Origin of the sequence: Streptomyces sp. NPDC006997 (assembly GCF_040635175.1) — a bacterium.
GTDB lineage: Bacteria > Actinomycetota > Actinomycetes > Streptomycetales > Streptomycetaceae > Streptomyces.
Genome location: NZ_JBEYHH010000042.1, coordinates 17,135 through 34,043 on the forward strand (window position 1 = coordinate 17,135; position 16,909 = coordinate 34,043).

At 73.0% G+C, this 16,909-nt stretch carries 17 protein-coding genes; 11 read left to right on the top strand and 6 right to left on the bottom strand.

The genetic code is table 11. From position 1 onward, the window contains the following. Positions 1–15: 15 nt before the first annotated feature. Positions 16–1,638 (bottom strand): malate synthase A, encoded by a 1,623-nt coding sequence (aceB, locus tag ABZ659_RS30670; RefSeq protein WP_360226350.1) that lies wholly within the window; start codon positions 1,636–1,638, stop codon positions 16–18. A 149-nt stretch (positions 1,639–1,787) separates the two neighbouring features. Beyond that, the gene (locus ABZ659_RS30675) at positions 1,788–2,396 is read right to left on the bottom strand and encodes a nucleotidyltransferase family protein (RefSeq protein ID WP_360226353.1); all 609 of its coding nucleotides are present in this window, start codon (positions 2,394–2,396) and stop codon (positions 1,788–1,790) included. A 213-nt stretch (positions 2,397–2,609) separates the two neighbouring features. On the opposite strand from ABZ659_RS30675, the gene ABZ659_RS30680 reads away from it, so the two are divergent. Beyond that, a complete protein-coding gene (locus tag ABZ659_RS30680; protein ID WP_360226439.1) occupies positions 2,610–2,897 on the top strand; it encodes a DUF5955 family protein in 288 nt (95 codons plus the stop codon). Between the two features lie 26 nt (positions 2,898–2,923). Here the strand turns inward: ABZ659_RS30680 and ABZ659_RS30685 are convergent, their stop codons facing one another. Next, the gene (locus ABZ659_RS30685; protein WP_360226356.1) at positions 2,924–3,721 is read right to left on the bottom strand and encodes an IclR family transcriptional regulator; all 798 of its coding nucleotides are present in this window, start codon (positions 3,719–3,721) and stop codon (positions 2,924–2,926) included. Between the two features lie 247 nt (positions 3,722–3,968). On the opposite strand from ABZ659_RS30685, the gene allB reads away from it, so the two are divergent. Both allB and alc read left to right on the top strand, forming a co-directional pair. Next, on the top strand, positions 3,969–5,309 hold the full coding sequence (allB, locus tag ABZ659_RS30690) for an allantoinase AllB (RefSeq protein ID WP_360226359.1): 1,341 nt from the start codon (positions 3,969–3,971) through the stop codon (positions 5,307–5,309). Positions 5,310–5,366: 57 nt separating this feature from the next. Beyond that, positions 5,367–6,518 (top strand): allantoicase, encoded by a 1,152-nt coding sequence (alc, locus tag ABZ659_RS30695; protein ID WP_360226362.1) that lies wholly within the window; start codon positions 5,367–5,369, stop codon positions 6,516–6,518. Positions 6,519–6,537: 19 nt separating this feature from the next. Here alc and ABZ659_RS30700 read toward each other — a convergent pair whose 3' ends face one another. Next, positions 6,538–7,302 carry an SDR family oxidoreductase gene (locus ABZ659_RS30700; protein ID WP_360226365.1) on the bottom strand — a complete coding sequence of 255 codons (765 nt, stop codon included), beginning with the start codon at positions 7,300–7,302 and terminating at the stop codon, positions 6,538–6,540. Positions 7,303–7,450: 148 nt separating this feature from the next. Next, positions 7,451–7,651, bottom strand: coding sequence for a hypothetical protein (locus ABZ659_RS30705; RefSeq protein WP_360226368.1), 201 nt, complete (start codon positions 7,649–7,651; stop codon positions 7,451–7,453). Between the two features lie 246 nt (positions 7,652–7,897). Here ABZ659_RS30705 and ABZ659_RS30710 point away from each other — a divergent pair, with 246 nt between their 5' ends. Together ABZ659_RS30710 and ABZ659_RS30715 are read left to right on the top strand one after the other, a co-directional pair. Further along, positions 7,898–9,100: a histidine kinase gene (locus tag ABZ659_RS30710; RefSeq protein WP_360226442.1), complete on the top strand. Its 1,203-nt coding sequence runs from the start codon at positions 7,898–7,900 to the stop codon at positions 9,098–9,100. Positions 9,101–9,168: 68 nt separating this feature from the next. After that, entirely contained in the window at positions 9,169–9,858 is a 690-nt protein-coding gene (locus ABZ659_RS30715) for a response regulator transcription factor (RefSeq protein ID WP_360226371.1), read from the top strand. A gap of 247 nt (positions 9,859–10,105) precedes the next feature. Here the strand turns inward: ABZ659_RS30715 and ABZ659_RS30720 are convergent, their stop codons facing one another. Next, on the bottom strand, positions 10,106–11,128 hold the full coding sequence (locus ABZ659_RS30720; protein WP_360226373.1) for a Gfo/Idh/MocA family oxidoreductase: 1,023 nt from the start codon (positions 11,126–11,128) through the stop codon (positions 10,106–10,108). 129 nt (positions 11,129–11,257) lie between these two features. Between ABZ659_RS30720 and ABZ659_RS30725 the strand changes: the two genes are divergently transcribed. From ABZ659_RS30725 to ABZ659_RS30750, 6 genes are all read left to right on the top strand, one after another. Then, positions 11,258–11,995, top strand: coding sequence for a GntR family transcriptional regulator (locus ABZ659_RS30725; protein WP_360226445.1), 738 nt, complete (start codon positions 11,258–11,260; stop codon positions 11,993–11,995). 166 nt (positions 11,996–12,161) lie between these two features. Beyond that, on the top strand, positions 12,162–13,166 hold the full coding sequence (locus tag ABZ659_RS30730; RefSeq protein ID WP_360226376.1) for a sugar ABC transporter substrate-binding protein: 1,005 nt from the start codon (positions 12,162–12,164) through the stop codon (positions 13,164–13,166). Further along, a complete protein-coding gene (locus ABZ659_RS30735) occupies positions 13,163–14,188 on the top strand; it encodes an ABC transporter permease (RefSeq protein ID WP_360226379.1) in 1,026 nt (341 codons plus the stop codon). The genes ABZ659_RS30730 and ABZ659_RS30735 overlap by 4 nt, the downstream gene beginning before the upstream one ends. Continuing rightward, positions 14,185–14,955: an ATP-binding cassette domain-containing protein gene (locus tag ABZ659_RS30740; protein WP_360226382.1), complete on the top strand. Its 771-nt coding sequence runs from the start codon at positions 14,185–14,187 to the stop codon at positions 14,953–14,955. The genes ABZ659_RS30735 and ABZ659_RS30740 overlap by 4 nt, the downstream gene beginning before the upstream one ends. Positions 14,956–15,133: 178 nt before the next feature. Then, positions 15,134–16,282 (top strand): ROK family glucokinase, encoded by a 1,149-nt coding sequence (locus ABZ659_RS30745; RefSeq protein WP_360226448.1) that lies wholly within the window; start codon positions 15,134–15,136, stop codon positions 16,280–16,282. Beyond that, positions 16,279–16,875, top strand: coding sequence for a sugar kinase (locus ABZ659_RS30750; RefSeq protein ID WP_360226385.1), 597 nt, complete (start codon positions 16,279–16,281; stop codon positions 16,873–16,875). The genes ABZ659_RS30745 and ABZ659_RS30750 overlap by 4 nt, the downstream gene beginning before the upstream one ends. Positions 16,876–16,909: the final 34 nt, after the last annotated feature.

Genomic DNA, 16,909 nt, shown 5'->3' on the forward strand with positions numbered 1-16,909 from the left:
CGGCCGCGCCACGGCCTAGCCCTTGAGCTGCTCGTACGCCGGGAGTGTCAGGAAGTCGGCGTAGTCCTCGTCGAGGGCGACCCTCAGCAGCAGGTCGTGGGCCTGCTGCCAGTTCCCCGTGGTGAACGGCTCCTCGCCCAGCTCCGCCCGGATGGCCGCCAGCTCCGTCGCCGCGACCTGGCGGGCCAGGTCCGCGGTGACCGTCTCGCCGTTGTCGAGGACGACGCCCGCGTTGATCCACTGCCAGATCTGGGAGCGGGAGATCTCGGCGGTGGCCGCGTCCTCCATGAGGTTGAAGATGGCGACCGCGCCGAGACCGCGCAGCCACGCCTCGATGTAGCGGATGCCGACCTGCACGGCGTTGACCAGGCCCGCGTACGTCGGCCGGGCGTCGAGGGAGTCGACGGCGATCAGGTCGGCCGCCTCGACGTGGACGTCCTCGCGGAGCCGGTCCTTCTGGTGGGGCTTGTCGCCCAGCACCCGGTCGAAGGACTCCATGGCGATCGGCACCAGGTCGGGGTGGGCGACCCAGGAGCCGTCGAAGCCGTCGTCCGCCTCGCGGTCCTTGTCGGCGCGGACCTTCTCGAAGGCGACCTTGTTGACCTCCGCGTCCCGCCGCGACGGGATGAACGCCGCCATGCCGCCGATCGCGTGCGCGCCGCGCCGGTGGCAGGTGCGGACGAGGAGTTCGGTGTACGCCCGCATGAACGGGGCCGTCATCGTGACCGCGTTGCGGTCCGGCAGGACGAACCTCGGGCCGCCGTCCCGGAAGTTCTTCACGAGGGAGAACAGGTAGTCCCAGCGGCCCGCGTTCAGCCCGGAGGCGTGGTCGCGCAGCTCGTAGAGGATCTCCTCCATCTCGTACGCGGCCGTGATCGTCTCGATCAGGACCGTGGCGCGGACGGTGCCCCGGGGGATGCCGAGGTGGTCCTGCGCGAAGACGAACACATCGTTCCAGAGCCGCGCCTCCAGGTGCGACTCCGTCTTCGGGAGGTAGAAGTACGGGCCCTTGCCCAGGTCGAGGAGGCGCCGCGCGTTGTGGAAGAAGTACAGGCCGAAGTCGACCAGGGCGCCGGGGAGCGGGGTGCCGTCCAGCTGGAGGTGGCGCTCGTCCAGGTGCCAGCCGCGCGGGCGCATGACGACCGTGGCGAGTTCGGCGTCCGGGCGCAGGGCGTACGACTTCCCGGAGCGCTCGTCGGTGAAGTCGATGCGGCGGGTGTAGGCGTCGATCAGGCTGAGCTGGCCGCCGACCACGTTTTCCCAGGTGGGCGAGGAGGCGTCCTCGAAGTCCGCGAGCCACACCCTGGCGCCGGAGTTGAGCGCGTTGATCGTCATCTTGCGGTCGGTGGGGCCGGTGATCTCCACCCTGCGGTCGTTCAGGGCGGCGGGGGCCGGGGCGACCCGCCAGGAGTCGTCCGCGCGGATCGCGGCGGTCTCGGGGAGGAAGTCCAGGGTGGAGGTGCGGGCGATCTCGGTGCGGCGCGCGGCGCGGCGGGCGAGGAGTTCGTCACGCCGGGGCGTGAACCTGCGGTGCAGCTCCGCCACGAAGGCGAGTGCCGCGTCCGTGAGGACCTCCTCCTGCCGGGGCAGGGGCTCGGCGTCGACGATGGCCAGCGGGGAGGGCGCTGGTGCGGACATCAGCTGTCACTTCCTTCAGCGAGTGTGGCTGCCTGCCTCTGAACAGACCCTGGGCGGTGGATAGTAGTTTCCTCATCGTGGAACTTCAATGGTTTGTTGATGTCGAGATTCTCCGGGTCGAGGCACCGCGGCGCCCGGCGCGGTCCCGCTCACTCCAGGTGGCCCAGGTCGGCCTCGGTGTCGATGTCGTACGGGCGTGCCACATCCCCGCACTCGATCAGCGTGACAGCGCTTTCCCGCTCCCGGAGGTAGTCACGCGCCCCGCGATCGCCGCTCGCGGCCCCGGCGACGCCCGCCCAGTGGGCCGCCCCGAGCAGGACCGGATGGCCGCGCACGCCGTCGTACGCCGCCGACGCCAGCGACGACTCGTCCCGGTACGCGGCCCGCACCCGTGCCACCGCCTCCGCCCCGATGCCGGGCTGGTCCACCAGCAGCACCAGCGCCGCCCGCGCCTCCGTCCCGACGAGTGACTCCAGGCCCGCGAGCAGCGAACCGCCCATACCCTGCTCCCACCTCGGGTTCTCCACCAGCACACAGTCGGCCAGTCCGGTCGCCTGCTCGCGTACGGCGTCGGCGTGCGCCCCCAGGACCACGTGCACGCGCGCGCACCCCGCCGCGCGCAACACGCCCACCGCGTGCTCCACGAGCGGGCGCCCGCGGTGCGTCAGCAGGGCCTTGGGGTGTCCGCCGAGCCGCCGTCCGCCCCCCGCGGCGAGCAGCAGTCCGGCGACGGCGCCGACTTCAGTTTTTTCGGTCATACGTCCTGCATACCTGACGGCATGTCGACTTCCGGACGTCCGGGGGCTGAATTTCAGTCCGCGCGGTGGCGCATCCACCCGGGAAGGCGTTTACTGGCCCGCGTCACCGGGCCGGGGAGTCATGGGGCCGGGAGGGTCCGGGGCGACGAACACAACCGCGCACCTGGCGTGCGAGGGGGGAGAGCTGTGTTGCGGAGCTTGGGGCAGAAGCGAGTGACCGGCAGCGACGAGGACCCGAGGGTGGCTGGACTGCGGACCGCCGTCTCCCGGTTACGCCGTGAACTCGCCGCACACCCGGCCGAGTTCCCGGACCGGGCCATCGCCGAGGAGGAACTCGCCGCCCTCGCCTCGATGACCTCCGGCGGCGCCCCCGAGATCCCCCGGCTGCGCCGCTCCCTGCTGCTCATCGCGGGCGCCATCGGCTCGGTGAGCGCCCTGGCGAAGGGGCTCACCCAGGTGCGGGAAGCGGTGGAGCTGTTCGGCGAGCCGCCGCGCGGCTGACGCGGGCCGACCGGCTCCGCAAGGCGTCAGTTCGCCGGGGTGCCCGGCGTCGTCAGCGCCTGGGAGAGTTCCGCCGCCACCTGCTGGAGTACCGGCACGATCCGTTCCGTCGCCGTCTCGGTGACCCTTCCCGCGGGGCCGGAGATGGAGATCGCCGCCGCGGTGGGGGAGTCCGGCACCGGCACCGCGAGGCAGCGCACCCCGATCTCCTGCTCGTTGTCGTCCACCGCGTAGCCGAGGCGCCGGACGTCCGCCAGCGCCGCGAGGAAGCCGTCCGGCGTGGTGATCGTCTTCTCGGTGGCCGCGGGCATCCCGGTGCGGGCCAGCAGGGCGCGGACCTCGTCCGGCGTGAGACCCGCCAGCAGGGCCTTGCCGACGCCGGTGGAGTGCGGCAGGACGCGTCGGCCGACCTCGGTGAACATCCGCATCGAGTGCTTGGACGGCACCTGGGCCACGTAGACGACCTCGTCGCCGTCGAGCAGCGCCATGTTCGCCGTCTCGCCGGTCTCCTCGACCAGCCGGGCGAGATAAGGGCGCGCCCAGGTGCCCAGGAGCCGGGAGGCGGACTCCCCGAGGCGGATGAGGCGCGGGCCGAGCGCGTAGCGGCGGTTGGGCTGCTGGCGGACGTAGCCGCAGGTGACCAGGGTGCGCATCAGGCGGTGGATGGTGGGCAGCGGGAGCCCGCTGCTCGCGGACAGCTCGCTCAGGCCGACCTCGCCGCCCGCGTCCGCCATCCGTTCCAACAGGTCGAAGGCGCGCTCAAGGGACTGGACGCCACCGCTGGCGGACTTGCCGGAGTCGGTGGTGCTGGCGCTGGTCGGCACGGCGCGTTCCTTTCGGACTGACAGGCTTTGCGGAATTCTAATTCCACTCTGCGGAAAAAATCCAGGACCTGGCGTGTGGCGCACGGTGGAAAGTGTGCCCCTTGACGGCGACAGGCCGGGAGGTGAGACTCCCTCAACAGAAAGTTGAATTCCGTTAAGCGGAAGTCAAGCCGCCAAGTCAAGCCGCCAAGTCGATTCGCCAAGACGATTCGCCCAGTCGATCCGCGAAGTCGCGAAAGGGGCCCGGGTGTCCGACGCTGAACTGGTGCTGCGCTCGACGCGCGTCCTCACCCCCGAGGGGACCCGGCCCGCCTCCGTCGCGGTGACCGGCGGCAGCATCACGGCCGTCGCGCCCTACGACGCCCCGGTCCCGTCCGGCGCCCGCTGTGAGGACCTCGGCGACGACGTCCTGCTGCCCGGCCTGGTCGACACCCACGTCCACGTCAACGACCCCGGCCGCACCGAGTGGGAGGGCTTCTGGACCGCCACCCGCGCAGCCGCCGCCGGAGGCGTCACCACCCTCGTCGACATGCCGCTCAACTCCCTCCCGCCGACGACGACCGTCGCCGCCCTCCGCGTCAAGCAGGAGACCGCCGCCGCCAAGGCGCACGTCGACGTCGGCTTCTGGGGCGGCGCCCTGCCCGACAACACGGCGGACCTGCGCCCGCTGCACGAGGCCGGGGTCTTCGGCTTCAAGGCGTTCCTGTCACCGTCCGGCGTGGACGAGTTCCCGCACCTCGGGCGGGAGCAGCTCGCCCGCTCCCTCGCCGAGATCGCGGGCTTCGGCGGCCTGCTCATCGCGCACGCCGAGGACCCCGGCCACCTCGCCGCCGCCCCGCAGCGGGGCGGCCCCCGGTACGCCGACTTCCTCGCCAGCCGCCCCCGCGGCGCCGAGGACACCGCCGTCGCCACCCTCCTCGCCGAGGCGAAACGCCTCCACGCGCGCGTGCACGTCCTGCACCTGTCGTCGTCCGACGCGCTGCCGCTGATCCGCGCCGCCCGCGCCGAGGGCGTCCGCGTCACCGTCGAGACCTGCCCGCACTACCTCACCCTGACCGCCGAGGAAGTGCCCGACGGCGCCAGCGAGTTCAAGTGCTGCCCGCCCATCCGGGAGGCCGCCAACCAGGACCTGCTCTGGGAGGCGCTCGCGGACGGCACCATCGACTGCGTCGTCACCGACCACTCCCCGTCCACGGCCGACCTCAAGACGGCCGACTTCGCCACGGCGTGGGGCGGCATCTCCGGCCTCCAGCTCAGCCTGCCCGCCGTCTGGACCGAGGCCCGCCGGCGGGGCCACGCACTGGAGGACGTCGTGCGCTGGATGTCCACGCGCACCGCCCGACTCGTCGGCCTCGACGACCGCAAGGGCGCCATCGCCGTCGGCCGGGACGCCGACTTCGCGGTCCTCGCGCCCGACGAGACCTTCACCGTGGACCCGGCCGCCCTCCAGCACCGCAACCGCGTCACGGCGTACGCGGGCCGCACCCTCAGCGGCGTCGTCAGGTCCACCTGGCTGCGCGGCGAACGCGTCGTCGCGGACGGCCGGTTCACCGCACCGAAGGGACGACTCCTCCAGCGACCCCACTGACCCCGCACGCGTCCGCGCCCGCGGCGGCCGACCCGACGAAAGGCAGACCTGATCACCGTGACGGCGATACCCCGCTTCACCGGCGACGCGCACCCCTACGCGGGCGGCGACCCGTACGCGGACTACCGCGCCGCCGACTTCCCCTTCGCCCGGTACGCCAACCTCGCCGACCGGCGGCTCGGCGCCGGTGTCATCGCCGCCAACGACGAGTTCTTCGCCCAGCGGGAGAACCTGCTGGTGCCCGAGCGGGCCGGGTTCGACCCGGAGCACTTCGGGCACAAGGGCAAGGTCATGGACGGCTGGGAGACCCGGCGCCGCCGCGGCGTCTCCGCCGCCCACCCCTGGCCCGCCGCCGACGACCACGACTGGGCCCTCGTCCGGCTCGGCGCGCCCGGCGTGGTCCGCGGCGTCGTCGTCGACACCGCCCACTTCCGCGGCAACTACCCGCAGGCGGTGTCCGTCGAGGCCACCGCCGCGCCGGGCGCCGCCGCGCCGGAGGAGCTGCTCGGCGACGGCGTGCGGTGGACGACCCTCGTCCCGCGCACCCCGGTCGGCGGCCACGCCGCCAACGGGTTCGCCGTGTCGCTGGAACAGCGCTTCACCCACCTGCGCGTCAGGCAGCACCCCGACGGCGGCATCGCCCGGTTGCGCGTGTACGGCGAGGTGGTCCCCGACCCGGCCTGGCTGGCGGCCCTCGGCACCTTCGACGTCGTCGCCCTGGAGAACGGCGGCCGGGTCGAGGACGCCTCCGACCTGTTCTACTCGCCCGCCACGCACACCATCCAGCCGGGCCGGTCCCGCAAGATGGACGACGGCTGGGAGACCCGGCGCCGCCGCGACCAGGGCCACGACTGGATCCGCTACCGGCTCGTCGCCCGCGCCGAGGTCCGCGCCGTCGAGATCGACACCGCGTACCTCAAGGGCAACAGCGCGGGCTGGGCGTCGGTCTCCCTGCGGGACGGCGAGAACGTCGGCGGCGGCGAGAACGTCGGCGGCGGCGAGGGCGGCGCCTGGCGGGAGGCGCTGCCCCGCACCCGCCTCCAGCCCGACACCAACCACCGCTTCGTCCTGCCGGACCCCGTCACCGGCACCCACGCGCGCGTGGACATCTTCCCGGACGGCGGGATCTCCCGCCTGCGCCTCTTCGGCACCCTGACGGACGACGGGACACGGCGGCTGACCGCCCGTCACCAGGAGCTGGGCGGCTGACCCCGCGCCCTCCGGGACGTCAGGCCGCGTGGCCCCCGTCCACCGAGAACTCGGCGCCGGTGACATACGTGGCACCGGCCAGATGGGCGACCGTCGCCGCGATCTCGTCGGCGGTGCCGAACCGGCCGAGCGCGGTCAGCGCCGCCTGACCGGCGGCGTACGGCCCGTCGGCCGGGTTCATGTCGGTGTCGACGGGCCCCGGGTGGACGATGTTCGCGGTGATCCCGCGCGGGCCGAGTTCCCGGGCCAGCGCCCGCGTCAGCCCGGTCAGGGCCGACTTGCTCATGGCGTACAGGGTGCCGCCGGGCCCGGGTACCCGCTGCGTCATACAGGAGCCGACGGTGATGATCCGGCCGCCGTCCGCCATCCGCGCGGCGGCGGCCTGCGAGGCCAGGAAGACGCCCCGCACGTTCACCGCGAGGACCTGGTCCACGTCGGCGAGGGACAGCTCGGACAGCGGCCCGAGCACCCCCACGCCCACGTTGTTCACCAGTACGTCGAGCCCGCCGAGCGCCTCGGCGGCCCACGCCACCGCGTCCGCCGCCTCGACCGGGTCCGCGGAGTCCGCCCGCAGCGCCACCGCCCGCCGCCCGAGCGCCTCCACCGTCCGTACGACGTCCTCGGCGGCCTCCTTGCCGCGCACGTAGGTGACGGCCACGTCCGCGCCCTCCCGCGCCAGCCGTACGGCCGTCGCCGCGCCGATGCCCCGGCTGCCGCCGGTGACGAGTATCCGCTGCCCGGTGAGCGGTGCCTGAGATGTCGTATGAGGTGTCTGAGAAGTCATGCCCCCATTGCAGCGACGGCCGCCCCGGAATGCTGGCGGCGAACGGACACGGAACTCGCAGCTCGCCGACCGGCTGTGCGGCACGCGAGGCGGCCTCCGGGGCAGCCGGTGCCGCCGAGGGCGCCGACCCCGGCGGGCACCCGGGACCTCAGGGCCCGCGCAGGCTCTCCGCGGCGGCGAACAGGGCGCCCGCCAGTACCAGGAGGGCGACGCTGACGAAGAGCTCGTAGCCGTCGAAGGCCCCGATCCGCTGGACGAACCCCGCCTCCCAGCCGGTGAACTCGTGCACCAGGCCAAGCACCCCCTGCACCAGGGCGAGGAATCCGAGTAGCTCAAGCAACTGCCTCATGGCGAACAGCCTCGCCACGCGAGGCCCGTACCCGCGTCGGCCGCGGGGCCAGACACCGTCGACCAAAGTCGACGATGTGCCGACTTTGGTCGACGGCCACCCGCGCGGAGCGCCCGCCCGGCCCCGCGCCGCGTACATTCGTCGACCGTGAGCGACAACGGCACGACACGGCCACCGGCATCCGCGCCGGCGACGACACCGGCGGGGGCCCCGTCCTCGGTTCCGGACTTCGCGGGACGCCGCTGGCTGTTCCCGTCCGCCCTCGTGCACCAGCTCGACCCCGGCACGGACGGCGGACGGGACGGGCGGCGGCCCCGGCGCACCGCGCGTGACTGGGTCGTCGACTTCTCCTGCTTCCTCGTGGCCGTCGTCATCGGCATCACCAGCGCCGACGTGGTCGGGGACGACCCCACCACCCCGGCGGCCCTCGCCGCGCTCGACCAGGTGCTGGGCGCCCTCGCCTGCGCCGCCGTCTGGCTGCGGCGCCGGTGGCCCGTCGGGCTGGCCGTGGCGCTGACCGTCCTCGCGCCCGTCTCCGTCACCTCCGGCGGGGCGAGCCTCGTCGTCCTGTTCACCGTCGCCGTGCACCGGCCCTTCCGGTACCTGGCCTGGACCGGCGGCGCCAACCTCGCCATGACGCCGGTGCTCTACTGGCTGCGCCCGGACCCGACGATGACGTATACGACGGCCGTCGTGCTCACCGTGCTGCTGCTCGCCACGGCCGGTGGCTGGGGCATGTTCGTCCGGTCCCAGCGGCAGCTCATGCTGAGTCTGCGCGACCAGGCCCGGCGGGCCGAGACCGAGGCACGGTTGCGGGCGGAGCAGGCGCAGCGGCTGGCCCGGGAGGCCATCGCCCGGGAGATGCACGACGTCCTCGCCCACCGGCTGACGCTGCTCAGCGTGCACGCGGGCGCCCTGGAGTTCCGGCCGGACGCGCCCCGCGAGGAGGTCGGGCGGGCCGCCGGGGTCATCCGGGAGAGCGCGCACGAGGCCCTCCAGGACCTACGGGCGATCATCGGCGTACTGCGCGCCGCGGAGCCCGAGGACGCGGGCCGTCCGCAGCCGACCCTCGTGGGACTGGAGACGCTGGTCGCCGAGTCCCGCGCGGCCGGGATGAAGGCCACCCTCGACAACCGGGTCACCGACCCCGGCGGCGTGCCCGCCTCCGTCGGCCGCACCGCCTACCGGATCGCGCAGGAGGCCCTGACCAACGCCCGCAAGCACGCCCCCGGCACCGAGGTCACCGTCTCCGTCCGCGGCGCCCAGGGCGACGGGATCACCGTCGGCGTGCGCAACCCGGCCCCCGAGGGCGACGTGCCGTCCGTGCCCGGCTCGGGGCAGGGGCTCATCGGGCTGACCGAGCGGGCCACGCTGGCCGGGGGACGGCTGGAGCACGGACCGGAACCGGACGGCGGCTTCGCGGTGCGGGCGTGGCTGCCCTGGGGATGACCGGGCCGGGGCCCGGGCCGGGCGGTACGCGCGCGTGGCGGGACGGCCGGGCGTGGTTTCGTAACCCCATGACTGCTACTGCGATCAGGCTGCTGCTCGTCGACGACGACCCGCTGGTGCGGGCCGGGCTCTCCCTCATGCTGGGCGGAGCCGACGACATCGAGGTCGTCGGCGAGGCGGCCGACGGCGCGCAGGCCGAGGCGGTGGCCGCCCGCACCCGGCCCGACGTGGTGCTGATGGACCTCCGGATGCCCGTCGTGGACGGTCTCACCGCCACCGAACGGCTGCGCGCCCGCGCGGACGCCCCGCAGGTCGTGGTCCTCACCACCTTCCACGCCGACGAACAGGTGCTGCGGGCCCTGCGCGCGGGCGCCGCCGGGTTCGTCCTCAAGGACACCGCGCCCGCCGAGATCCTCGACGCGGTGCGCCGGGTCGCGGCCGGTGACCCGGTGCTGTCGCCCACGGTCACCCGCCAGTTGATGGCCCACGCGGCAGGAACCACCACCGACACCCGCCGCTCCCGCGCACGCGCGCGCCTCGCCGCCCTCAACGACCGGGAGCGCGAGGTCACCGTGGCGGTCGGCCGGGGCCTCGCCAACGCCGAGATCGCCTCGGCCCTCTACATGAGCGTCGCCACCGTCAAGACCCACGTCTCCCGCGTCCTCGCCAAGCTCGACCTCGGCAACCGGGTCCAGATCGCCCTCCTCGCCCACGACGCGGGCCTCCTGGAGCAACCGGACGACGAGCAGACCCGTTAGGGCCTGTCTGACGATCACCGCCTGCTCCGCGACGCCGTGCACGCGCTCCCGCCGTACCGGGCCCTGACCCGCGCACATCCGGTACGCGGGTCAGGGCCCGCCCTTCCGCAGTCTGCGGCCGGGGGACCCCCAGAGCACGGTCCCCCAAGGTCTCGGCTCCGTTCAGGCAGGGGGACCTCCATGACGCCGCAGTGCCGCCCTCCGGGCGACGACGGGAACCGTCAGACAGGCCCCAGGACCCCGCCGCTCACCCCATCACCGGCTCGATCCGCCCCGGGATCTCCGACAGCCGTACCGACCGGTGCTCCCGGCGGGACAGGTCGCACGCCTCGGCGATCCGCAGCGCCTGCAACGCCTCGCGCCCGTCGCAGGGGTTGGCGCGCTCGCCCCGGACCACCTCGACGAAGGCGTGCAGTTCGGCCTCGTAGGCCGGTCCGAAGCGCTCCAGGAACCCGGTCCACGGCTTGGACGCCGCGGGCGGCCCGGTCGGCTCGGTGGAGGCGATCGGCGTACGGTCGTCCAGGCCGACGACGATCTGGTCCCGCTCCCCGGCGAGTTCCATGCGCACGTCGTAGCCCGCGCCGTTCAGCCGGGTCGCGGTGGCCGTCGCCAGGGTGCCGCCCTCCATGACGAGCAGCGCGGCGGCGGTGTCGACGTCCCCGGCCTCCCGGAACACCGCGGGACCGGCGTCGGACCCGGCGGCGTACACGTCGACCACGTCGCGCCCGGTCACCCAGCGCAGCACGTCGAAGTCATGGATCAGCGTGTCCCGGAACAGCCCCCCGGACTGCGACAGGTACGCGGCCGGGGGCGGCTCCGGGTCGGAGGTGATCGCCCGGATGGTGTGCAGCCGTCCGAGCCGCCCGGCGCGCACCGCCTCCCGCGCGCCCGCGTACCCCGCGTCGAAGCGGCGCTGGAAGCCCATCTGGAGGATGGTGCCCGCCGTCTCCACCTCAGCGATGGCGTGCAGCGTGCCGGGCAGGTCGAGGGCGATGGGCTTCTCGCAGAACACCGGCAGCCCGGAGCGCGCCGCCCGCCCGATCAGCTCCGCGTGCGCGGAGGTCGCCGTGGTGATCACCACCGCGTCCACGCCCCACTTGAAGATCTCGTCGACGCCCGGCGCCGCCGTCTCCCCGATCCGGTTCGCCAGTTCCTGGGCCCGGACGGGGTCGGCGTCCGTGAGGATCAGCGATCCCACGTCCCGGTGCCCGCTGAGCGTCCTGGCGTGCAACGTGCCGATGCGGCCCGTGCCGATGACCCCGATGCGCATGGAATCACGGTGGGGTGCCAGCCACCGCCCTGTCAATGTGTATGTCCGGACAATCGGACTACACAACTTCCCGTCAACAGCTCACGGAGCTACGCTCAGGCCGTGCCGAAACCAGAAGTGGACCCGACCGTGTCGCTCGCCCTCAGCGTGGACCGCAGCTCACCGGTCCCGCTGTACTTCCAGCTGTCGCAGCAGCTGGAGGCCGCGATCGAACACGGCACGCTCACCCCCGGCAGCCTGCTCGGCAACGAGATCGAGCTGGCCGCCCGGCTCGGGCTGTCCCGGCCCACGGTCCGCCAGGCCATCCAGTCCCTGGTCGACAAGGGCCTGCTGGTGCGCCGCCGCGGCGTCGGCACCCAGGTCGTGCACAGCCAGGTCAAGCGCCCGCTGGAGCTGAGCAGTCTCTACGACGACCTGGAGGCGGCCGGCCAGCGCCCGGCGACGCAGGTGCTGGTCAACACCGTGGTCGCCGCCTCCGCCGAGGTGGCCGCCGCGCTCGGCGTCCCCGAGGGCGGCGACGTCCACCGCGTCGAGCGGCTCCGGCTGGCGCACGGCGAACCGATGGCGTACCTGTGCAACTTCCTGCCCCCCGGGCTGCTCGACCTGGACACCGCGCAGCTGGAGGCCACCGGCCTGTACCGGCTGATGCGGTCCGCCGGGATCACCCTGCACAGCGCCCGCCAGTCCATCGGCGCCCGCGCCGCCACCGCCGCCGAGGCCGAGCGGCTCACCGAACCCGAGGGCGCCCCGCTGCTCACCATGCGGCGCACCACCTTCGACGACACCGGCCGCGCGGTCGAGTACGGCACCCACACCTACCGTCCGGCCCGCTACTCCTTCGAGTTCCAGCTCCTCGTACGGCCGTAGGCCCCCTTTCCCTCGTTCCTCTCGTCGTATTGTCCGGACAAGTGAGCGGCGTCACCGTCCCCGGACGCCGTGGCCCCCACCCCTGTGTTCGATACTGGGGCGTTTGGGGCTGGTGGGAACACCGGCCCCCACGCACGACAGAACACGGCAAGAAGGGCACGGCCTCGTGGCACGTTTTCGGACCTGGACAGGCATCGCGGTGGCGGGGGCGCTGTGCGCGTCCCTCGCCGCGTGCAGCAGCACCGGCGGCAAGCGCGCCGAGGACGCCCGCGAGGCCGCCGCGGCCAGGGGCGGGGCCACGGTGAGCACCCCGCGCTGGACCTTCGCGATGATCACCCACTCGGGGGACGGCGACACCTTCTGGGACATCGTCCAGAGCGGCGCCAAGGAGGCCGCCGCCAAGGACAACATCAACTTCCTGTACTCCCACGACGACGAGGCCCAGCAGCAGGCGCAGCTGGTGGACGCCGCCGTGGACAAGAAGGTGGACGGCATCATCGTCACCCTCGCCAAGCCGGACGCGATGAGGGCGGCCGTCGCCCGCGCGGTGCGGGCGGGCATCCCCGTGATCACGGTGAACTCCGGCTCCGCCCAGTCCAGGGAGTTCGGCGCGCTCACTCACATCGGCCAGGACGAGACCATCGCCGGGCGGGCCGTCGGCGAGGAGCTGAACGCGCGGGGGAAGAAGAAGGCGCTGTGCGTCCTGCACGAGCAGGGCAACGTCGGCCACGAGCAGCGCTGCGACGGCGTCGGGGAGACCTTCGACGGCACCGTGCGGCGCCTGCACGTCAACGGCACCAACATGCCGGACGTGCAGTCCGCCATCGAGGCCAAGCTCCAGGCGGACCCGTCCGTCGACGCCGTCGTCACGCTGGGCGCCCCGTACGCCGACACCGCCGTCAAGGCCCGGCAGGGCGCGGGCAGCGACGCCGAGATCGACACCTTCGACCTGAACGCCAAGGTCGCCGCCGGTCTGAAGGACGGCACCCTCGGCTTCGCCGTCGACCAGCAGCCGTACCTCCAGGGCTACGAGGCGGTCGACCTGCTGTGGCTGTACCGCTACAACGCCGACGCCCTCGGCGGCGGCCAGCCGGTCCTCACCGGCCCGCAGATCGTCACCAGGGAGCAGGCCGCCGCGCTGGAGGAGTACACCAAGCGGGGCACCCGATGAGCGCCGTTGCAGAAACGTTCCGCCCGAAGCCCCGACTCCGCGCCCTCCTCGGCCGTCCCGAACTCGGCTCGGTCGTCGGCGCGCTCGCCGTCTTCGTCTTCTTCGCCGTCGCCGCCGACAGCTTCCTGCGCGCCACCAGCCTCAGCACCGTCCTGTACGCCTCCTCGACCATCGGCATCATGGCCGTCCCGGTCGCGCTGCTGATGATCGGCGGCGAGTTCGACCTGTCGGCGGGCGTCCTCGTGACGTCCTCCGCGCTGGTCTCGTCGATGTTCAGCTACCAGATGACCGCGAACGTCTGGGTCGGCGTCGGGGTGTCCCTCCTCACCACCCTGGCCCTCGGCGCCTTCAACGGCTTCGTACTCACCCGCACCAACCTGCCCAGCTTCATCATCACGCTCGGCACCTTCCTGATGCTGACCGGCATGAACCTCGGCTTCACCAAGCTGATCGACGACACCGTCTCCACCAAGTCCATCGCCGACATGGAGGGCTTCCCCGCCGCGAGGGACGTCTTCGCCTCCACGCTGACCGTCGGCGGCGTCGACTTCAAGGTCACCATCCTGTGGTGGCTCGGCCTGGTCGCCCTCGCCTCCTGGATCCTGCTGCGCACCCGCGCGGGCAACTGGATCTTCGCCGTCGGCGGCAACGAGGACGCCGCCCGCGCGGTCGGCGTCCCCGTCGCCAGGACCAAGACCAGCCTCTACATGGGCGTCGCCTTCGGCGCCTGGGTCTCCGGCCAGCACCTGCTCTTCTCGTACGACGTCGTCCAGTCCGGCGAGGGCGTCGGCAACGAACTGATCTACATCATCGCCGCCGTCATCGGCGGCTGCCTGATCACCGGCGGCTACGGCAGCGCCGTCGGCTCGGCCGTCGGCGCCCTGCTCTTCGGTATGACCAGCAAGGGCATCGTCTACGCCGAGTGGAACCCCGACTGGTTCAAGTTCTTCCTCGGAGCGATGCTGCTCCTCGCGACCCTGCTCAACGCCTGGGTCCGCAAGCGCGCGGAGGCCACCAAGTGACGCTCGTGAGGCTGACCGACGTCAGCAAGCACTACGGCAACGTCCGCGCCCTGGAGGGCGTCTCCCTGGAGGTCGACGCCGGGCGGATCACCTGCGTCCTCGGCGACAACGGCGCGGGCAAGTCGACCCTGATCAAGATCATCGCCGGGCTGCACGAGCACGACGGCGGCACCCTCGCCGTCGACGGCGAGGAGACCCGCCTGACCTCCCCGCGCGAGGCCCTGGACCGCGGTATCGCCACCGTCTACCAGGACCTCGCCGTCGTCCCCCTCATGCCGGTCTGGCGCAACTTCTTCCTCGGCTCCGAACCCCGCAAGGGCGTCGGCCCCTTCCGGCGCATGGACGTCGACCAGATGCGCCGCACCACCCACGCCGAACTCCTGCGCATGGGCATCGACCTGCGCGACGTCGACCAGCCCATCGGCACCCTCTCCGGCGGCGAGCGCCAGTGCGTGGCCATCGCGCGCGCGGTGCACTTCGGCGCGAAGGTCCTCGTCCTGGACGAGCCCACGGCGGCCCTCGGCGTCAAGCAGTCCGGCGTGGTCCTGAAGTACGTGGCCGCGGCCCGCGACCAGGGCCTGGGCGTCGTCCTGATCACCCACAACCCCCACCACGCCTACCTGGTCGGCGACCGCTTCGTCCTGCTGAGACGCGGCACGATGGTGGGCACGTACGGGCGGGACGAGATCACCCTGGACGACCTGACGACCCAGATGGCAGGCGGAACGGATCTGGACGATCTGCGCCATGAACTACAGCGCGGTTAGGGCACGCCAGGCGTCGGGCGGCAGGCGGGACTCCCGCAACACGCCCCGGGAGCGCGGGGCGGTGCCGATCGGCGGCTCCGCCGCGCGGGCGCGGGAAACCACGACGCGCCCGCCCCGGCAACGCACGACGACCCACCTGTTCGGCACCCCGCACCCCCGTGAGGCACAATCGGCGACGATGAGCACCTACGGCACCTTCACCGCCCCCATCGGCTCCCGCAGAGCCCCGGCGCTGCGCACCATCGGCACCCGGGAGCGCCGCTCCCACCTGACCGCGCCCCGGGTGCCCACGGTCGGCATCGACATCGGCGGCACCAAGGTGATGGCGGGCGTCGTCGACGCCGACGGCAACATCCTGGAGAAGCTCCGCACCGAGACGCCGGACAAGTCCAAGAGCCCGAAGGTCGTCGAGGACACCATCGTCGAGCTGGTCCTCGACCTCTCCGACCGGCACGACGTGCACGCCGTCGGTATCGGCGCCGCCGGCTGGATCGACGCAGACCGCAACCGCGTGCTGTTCGCGCCCCACCTGTCCTGGCGCAACGAGCCGCTGCGCGACCGCATCGCCGGGCGCCTCGCCGTGCCCGTGCTGGTCGACAACGACGCCAACACGGCGGCCTGGGCGGAGTGGCGGTTCGGCGCCGGACGTGACGAGGACCACCTCGTCATGATCACCCTCGGCACCGGCATCGGCGGCGCGATCCTGGAGGACGGCCAGGTCAAGCGCGGCAAGTACGGCGTCGCGGGGGAGTTCGGCCATATGCAGGTCGTCCCCGGCGGCCACCGCTGCCCGTGCGGCAACCGCGGCTGCTGGGAGCAGTACAGCTCCGGCAACGCGCTCGTCCGCGAGGCCCGCGAGCTGGCCGCCGCCGACTCGCCGGTGGCCTACGGCATCATCGAGCACGTCAAGGGCAACGTCGCCGACATCACCGGCCCCGTGATCACGGAGCTGGCCCGGGACGGCGACGCCATGTGCATCGAACTGCTCCAGGACATCGGGCAGTGGCTCGGCGTCGGCATCGCCAACCTCGCCGCCGCCCTCGACCCGTCCTGCTTCGTGATCGGCGGCGGCGTCAGCGCGGCCGACGACCTGCTGATCGGTCCCGCGCGGGACGCGTTCAAGCGGCACCTCACCGGCCGCGGCTACCGCCCCGAGGCCCGGATCGTCCGCGCCCAGCTCGGCCCCGAGGCCGGGATGGTCGGCGCCGCCGACCTGGCCCGGCTGGTCGCCCGCCGCTTCCGGCGCGCCAAACGGCGCCGGGTGGAGCGGTACGAGCGCTACGAGCGGTTCGCCGCCCAGGCCCGGGGAATGCGGGAGTCGCTGTGACCGCCTCACTGCCCCAGCAGGCCGCCGTGGACCCGGAGGGGCCGCCGCGGTCGCCCCAGGAGCGGCGCCGGGTGGTCCGCCGCCGGGTGCTCACCCTGATCACCATCGTGCTGCTGATCGGCGTACCCGCCGGCTACCTGGTGATCTCCGCCGAGCAGAGCCGGAACAGCGGCAGGACCAAGGAACAGAAGTACTCCGCGCGCGGACTCACCCACGACTGGCCCGCGAAGGTGCAGCGGCGCGTCTACGACATCCCGATCCCGCACCCGTCGAACCAGGTCGCGTACTACGAGACGAACAACTGGCGGACCAGCCGTCTCTACGTCCAGTTCCAGACCACGCACGACGGTCTGGACGTGTTCCTGCGGGACATCGGCGTCAGCCGGGACGACCTGAAGAAGAACGACATCACCATCAGCGACCGCGACCGGAACATCGTCGGCTGGAAGTTCTCCGGCCCGGGCGCCCGGCTCGGCGGCTACTGGGGCCTGTCCAACAAGGAGAAGAACCCCACACCGTCCCAGGACGTGGTCGTGAACACCCAGAACTCCCGCTACCCGATGGTGTACGTCGTCTCGCGCACGGTGCCCTGACCGGCGCCCCGGGGCCGATTGTCAGACCCCGCCC

Excerpts from the sequence above, each read along its gene's own strand:
- ABZ659_RS30705 (WP_360226368.1), bottom strand. The coding sequence starts at position 7,651 with ATGAGGCAGTTGCTTGAGCTACTCGGATTCCTCGCCCTGGTGCAGGGG.
- ABZ659_RS30675 (WP_360226353.1), bottom strand. The coding sequence starts at position 2,396 with ATGACCGAAAAAACTGAAGTCGGCGCCGTCGCCGGACTGCTGCTCGCC.
- ABZ659_RS30720 (WP_360226373.1), bottom strand. The coding sequence starts at position 11,128 with ATGCGCATCGGGGTCATCGGCACGGGCCGCATCGGCACGTTGCACGCC.
- aceB (WP_360226350.1), bottom strand. The coding sequence starts at position 1,638 with ATGTCCGCACCAGCGCCCTCCCCGCTGGCCATCGTCGACGCCGAGCCC.
- ABZ659_RS30745 (WP_360226448.1), top strand. The coding sequence starts at position 15,134 with ATGAGCACCTACGGCACCTTCACCGCCCCCATCGGCTCCCGCAGAGCC.
- ABZ659_RS30735 (WP_360226379.1), top strand. The coding sequence starts at position 13,163 with ATGAGCGCCGTTGCAGAAACGTTCCGCCCGAAGCCCCGACTCCGCGCC.
- ABZ659_RS30700 (WP_360226365.1), bottom strand. The coding sequence starts at position 7,302 with ATGACTTCTCAGACACCTCATACGACATCTCAGGCACCGCTCACCGGG.
- ABZ659_RS30715 (WP_360226371.1), top strand. The coding sequence starts at position 9,169 with ATGACTGCTACTGCGATCAGGCTGCTGCTCGTCGACGACGACCCGCTG.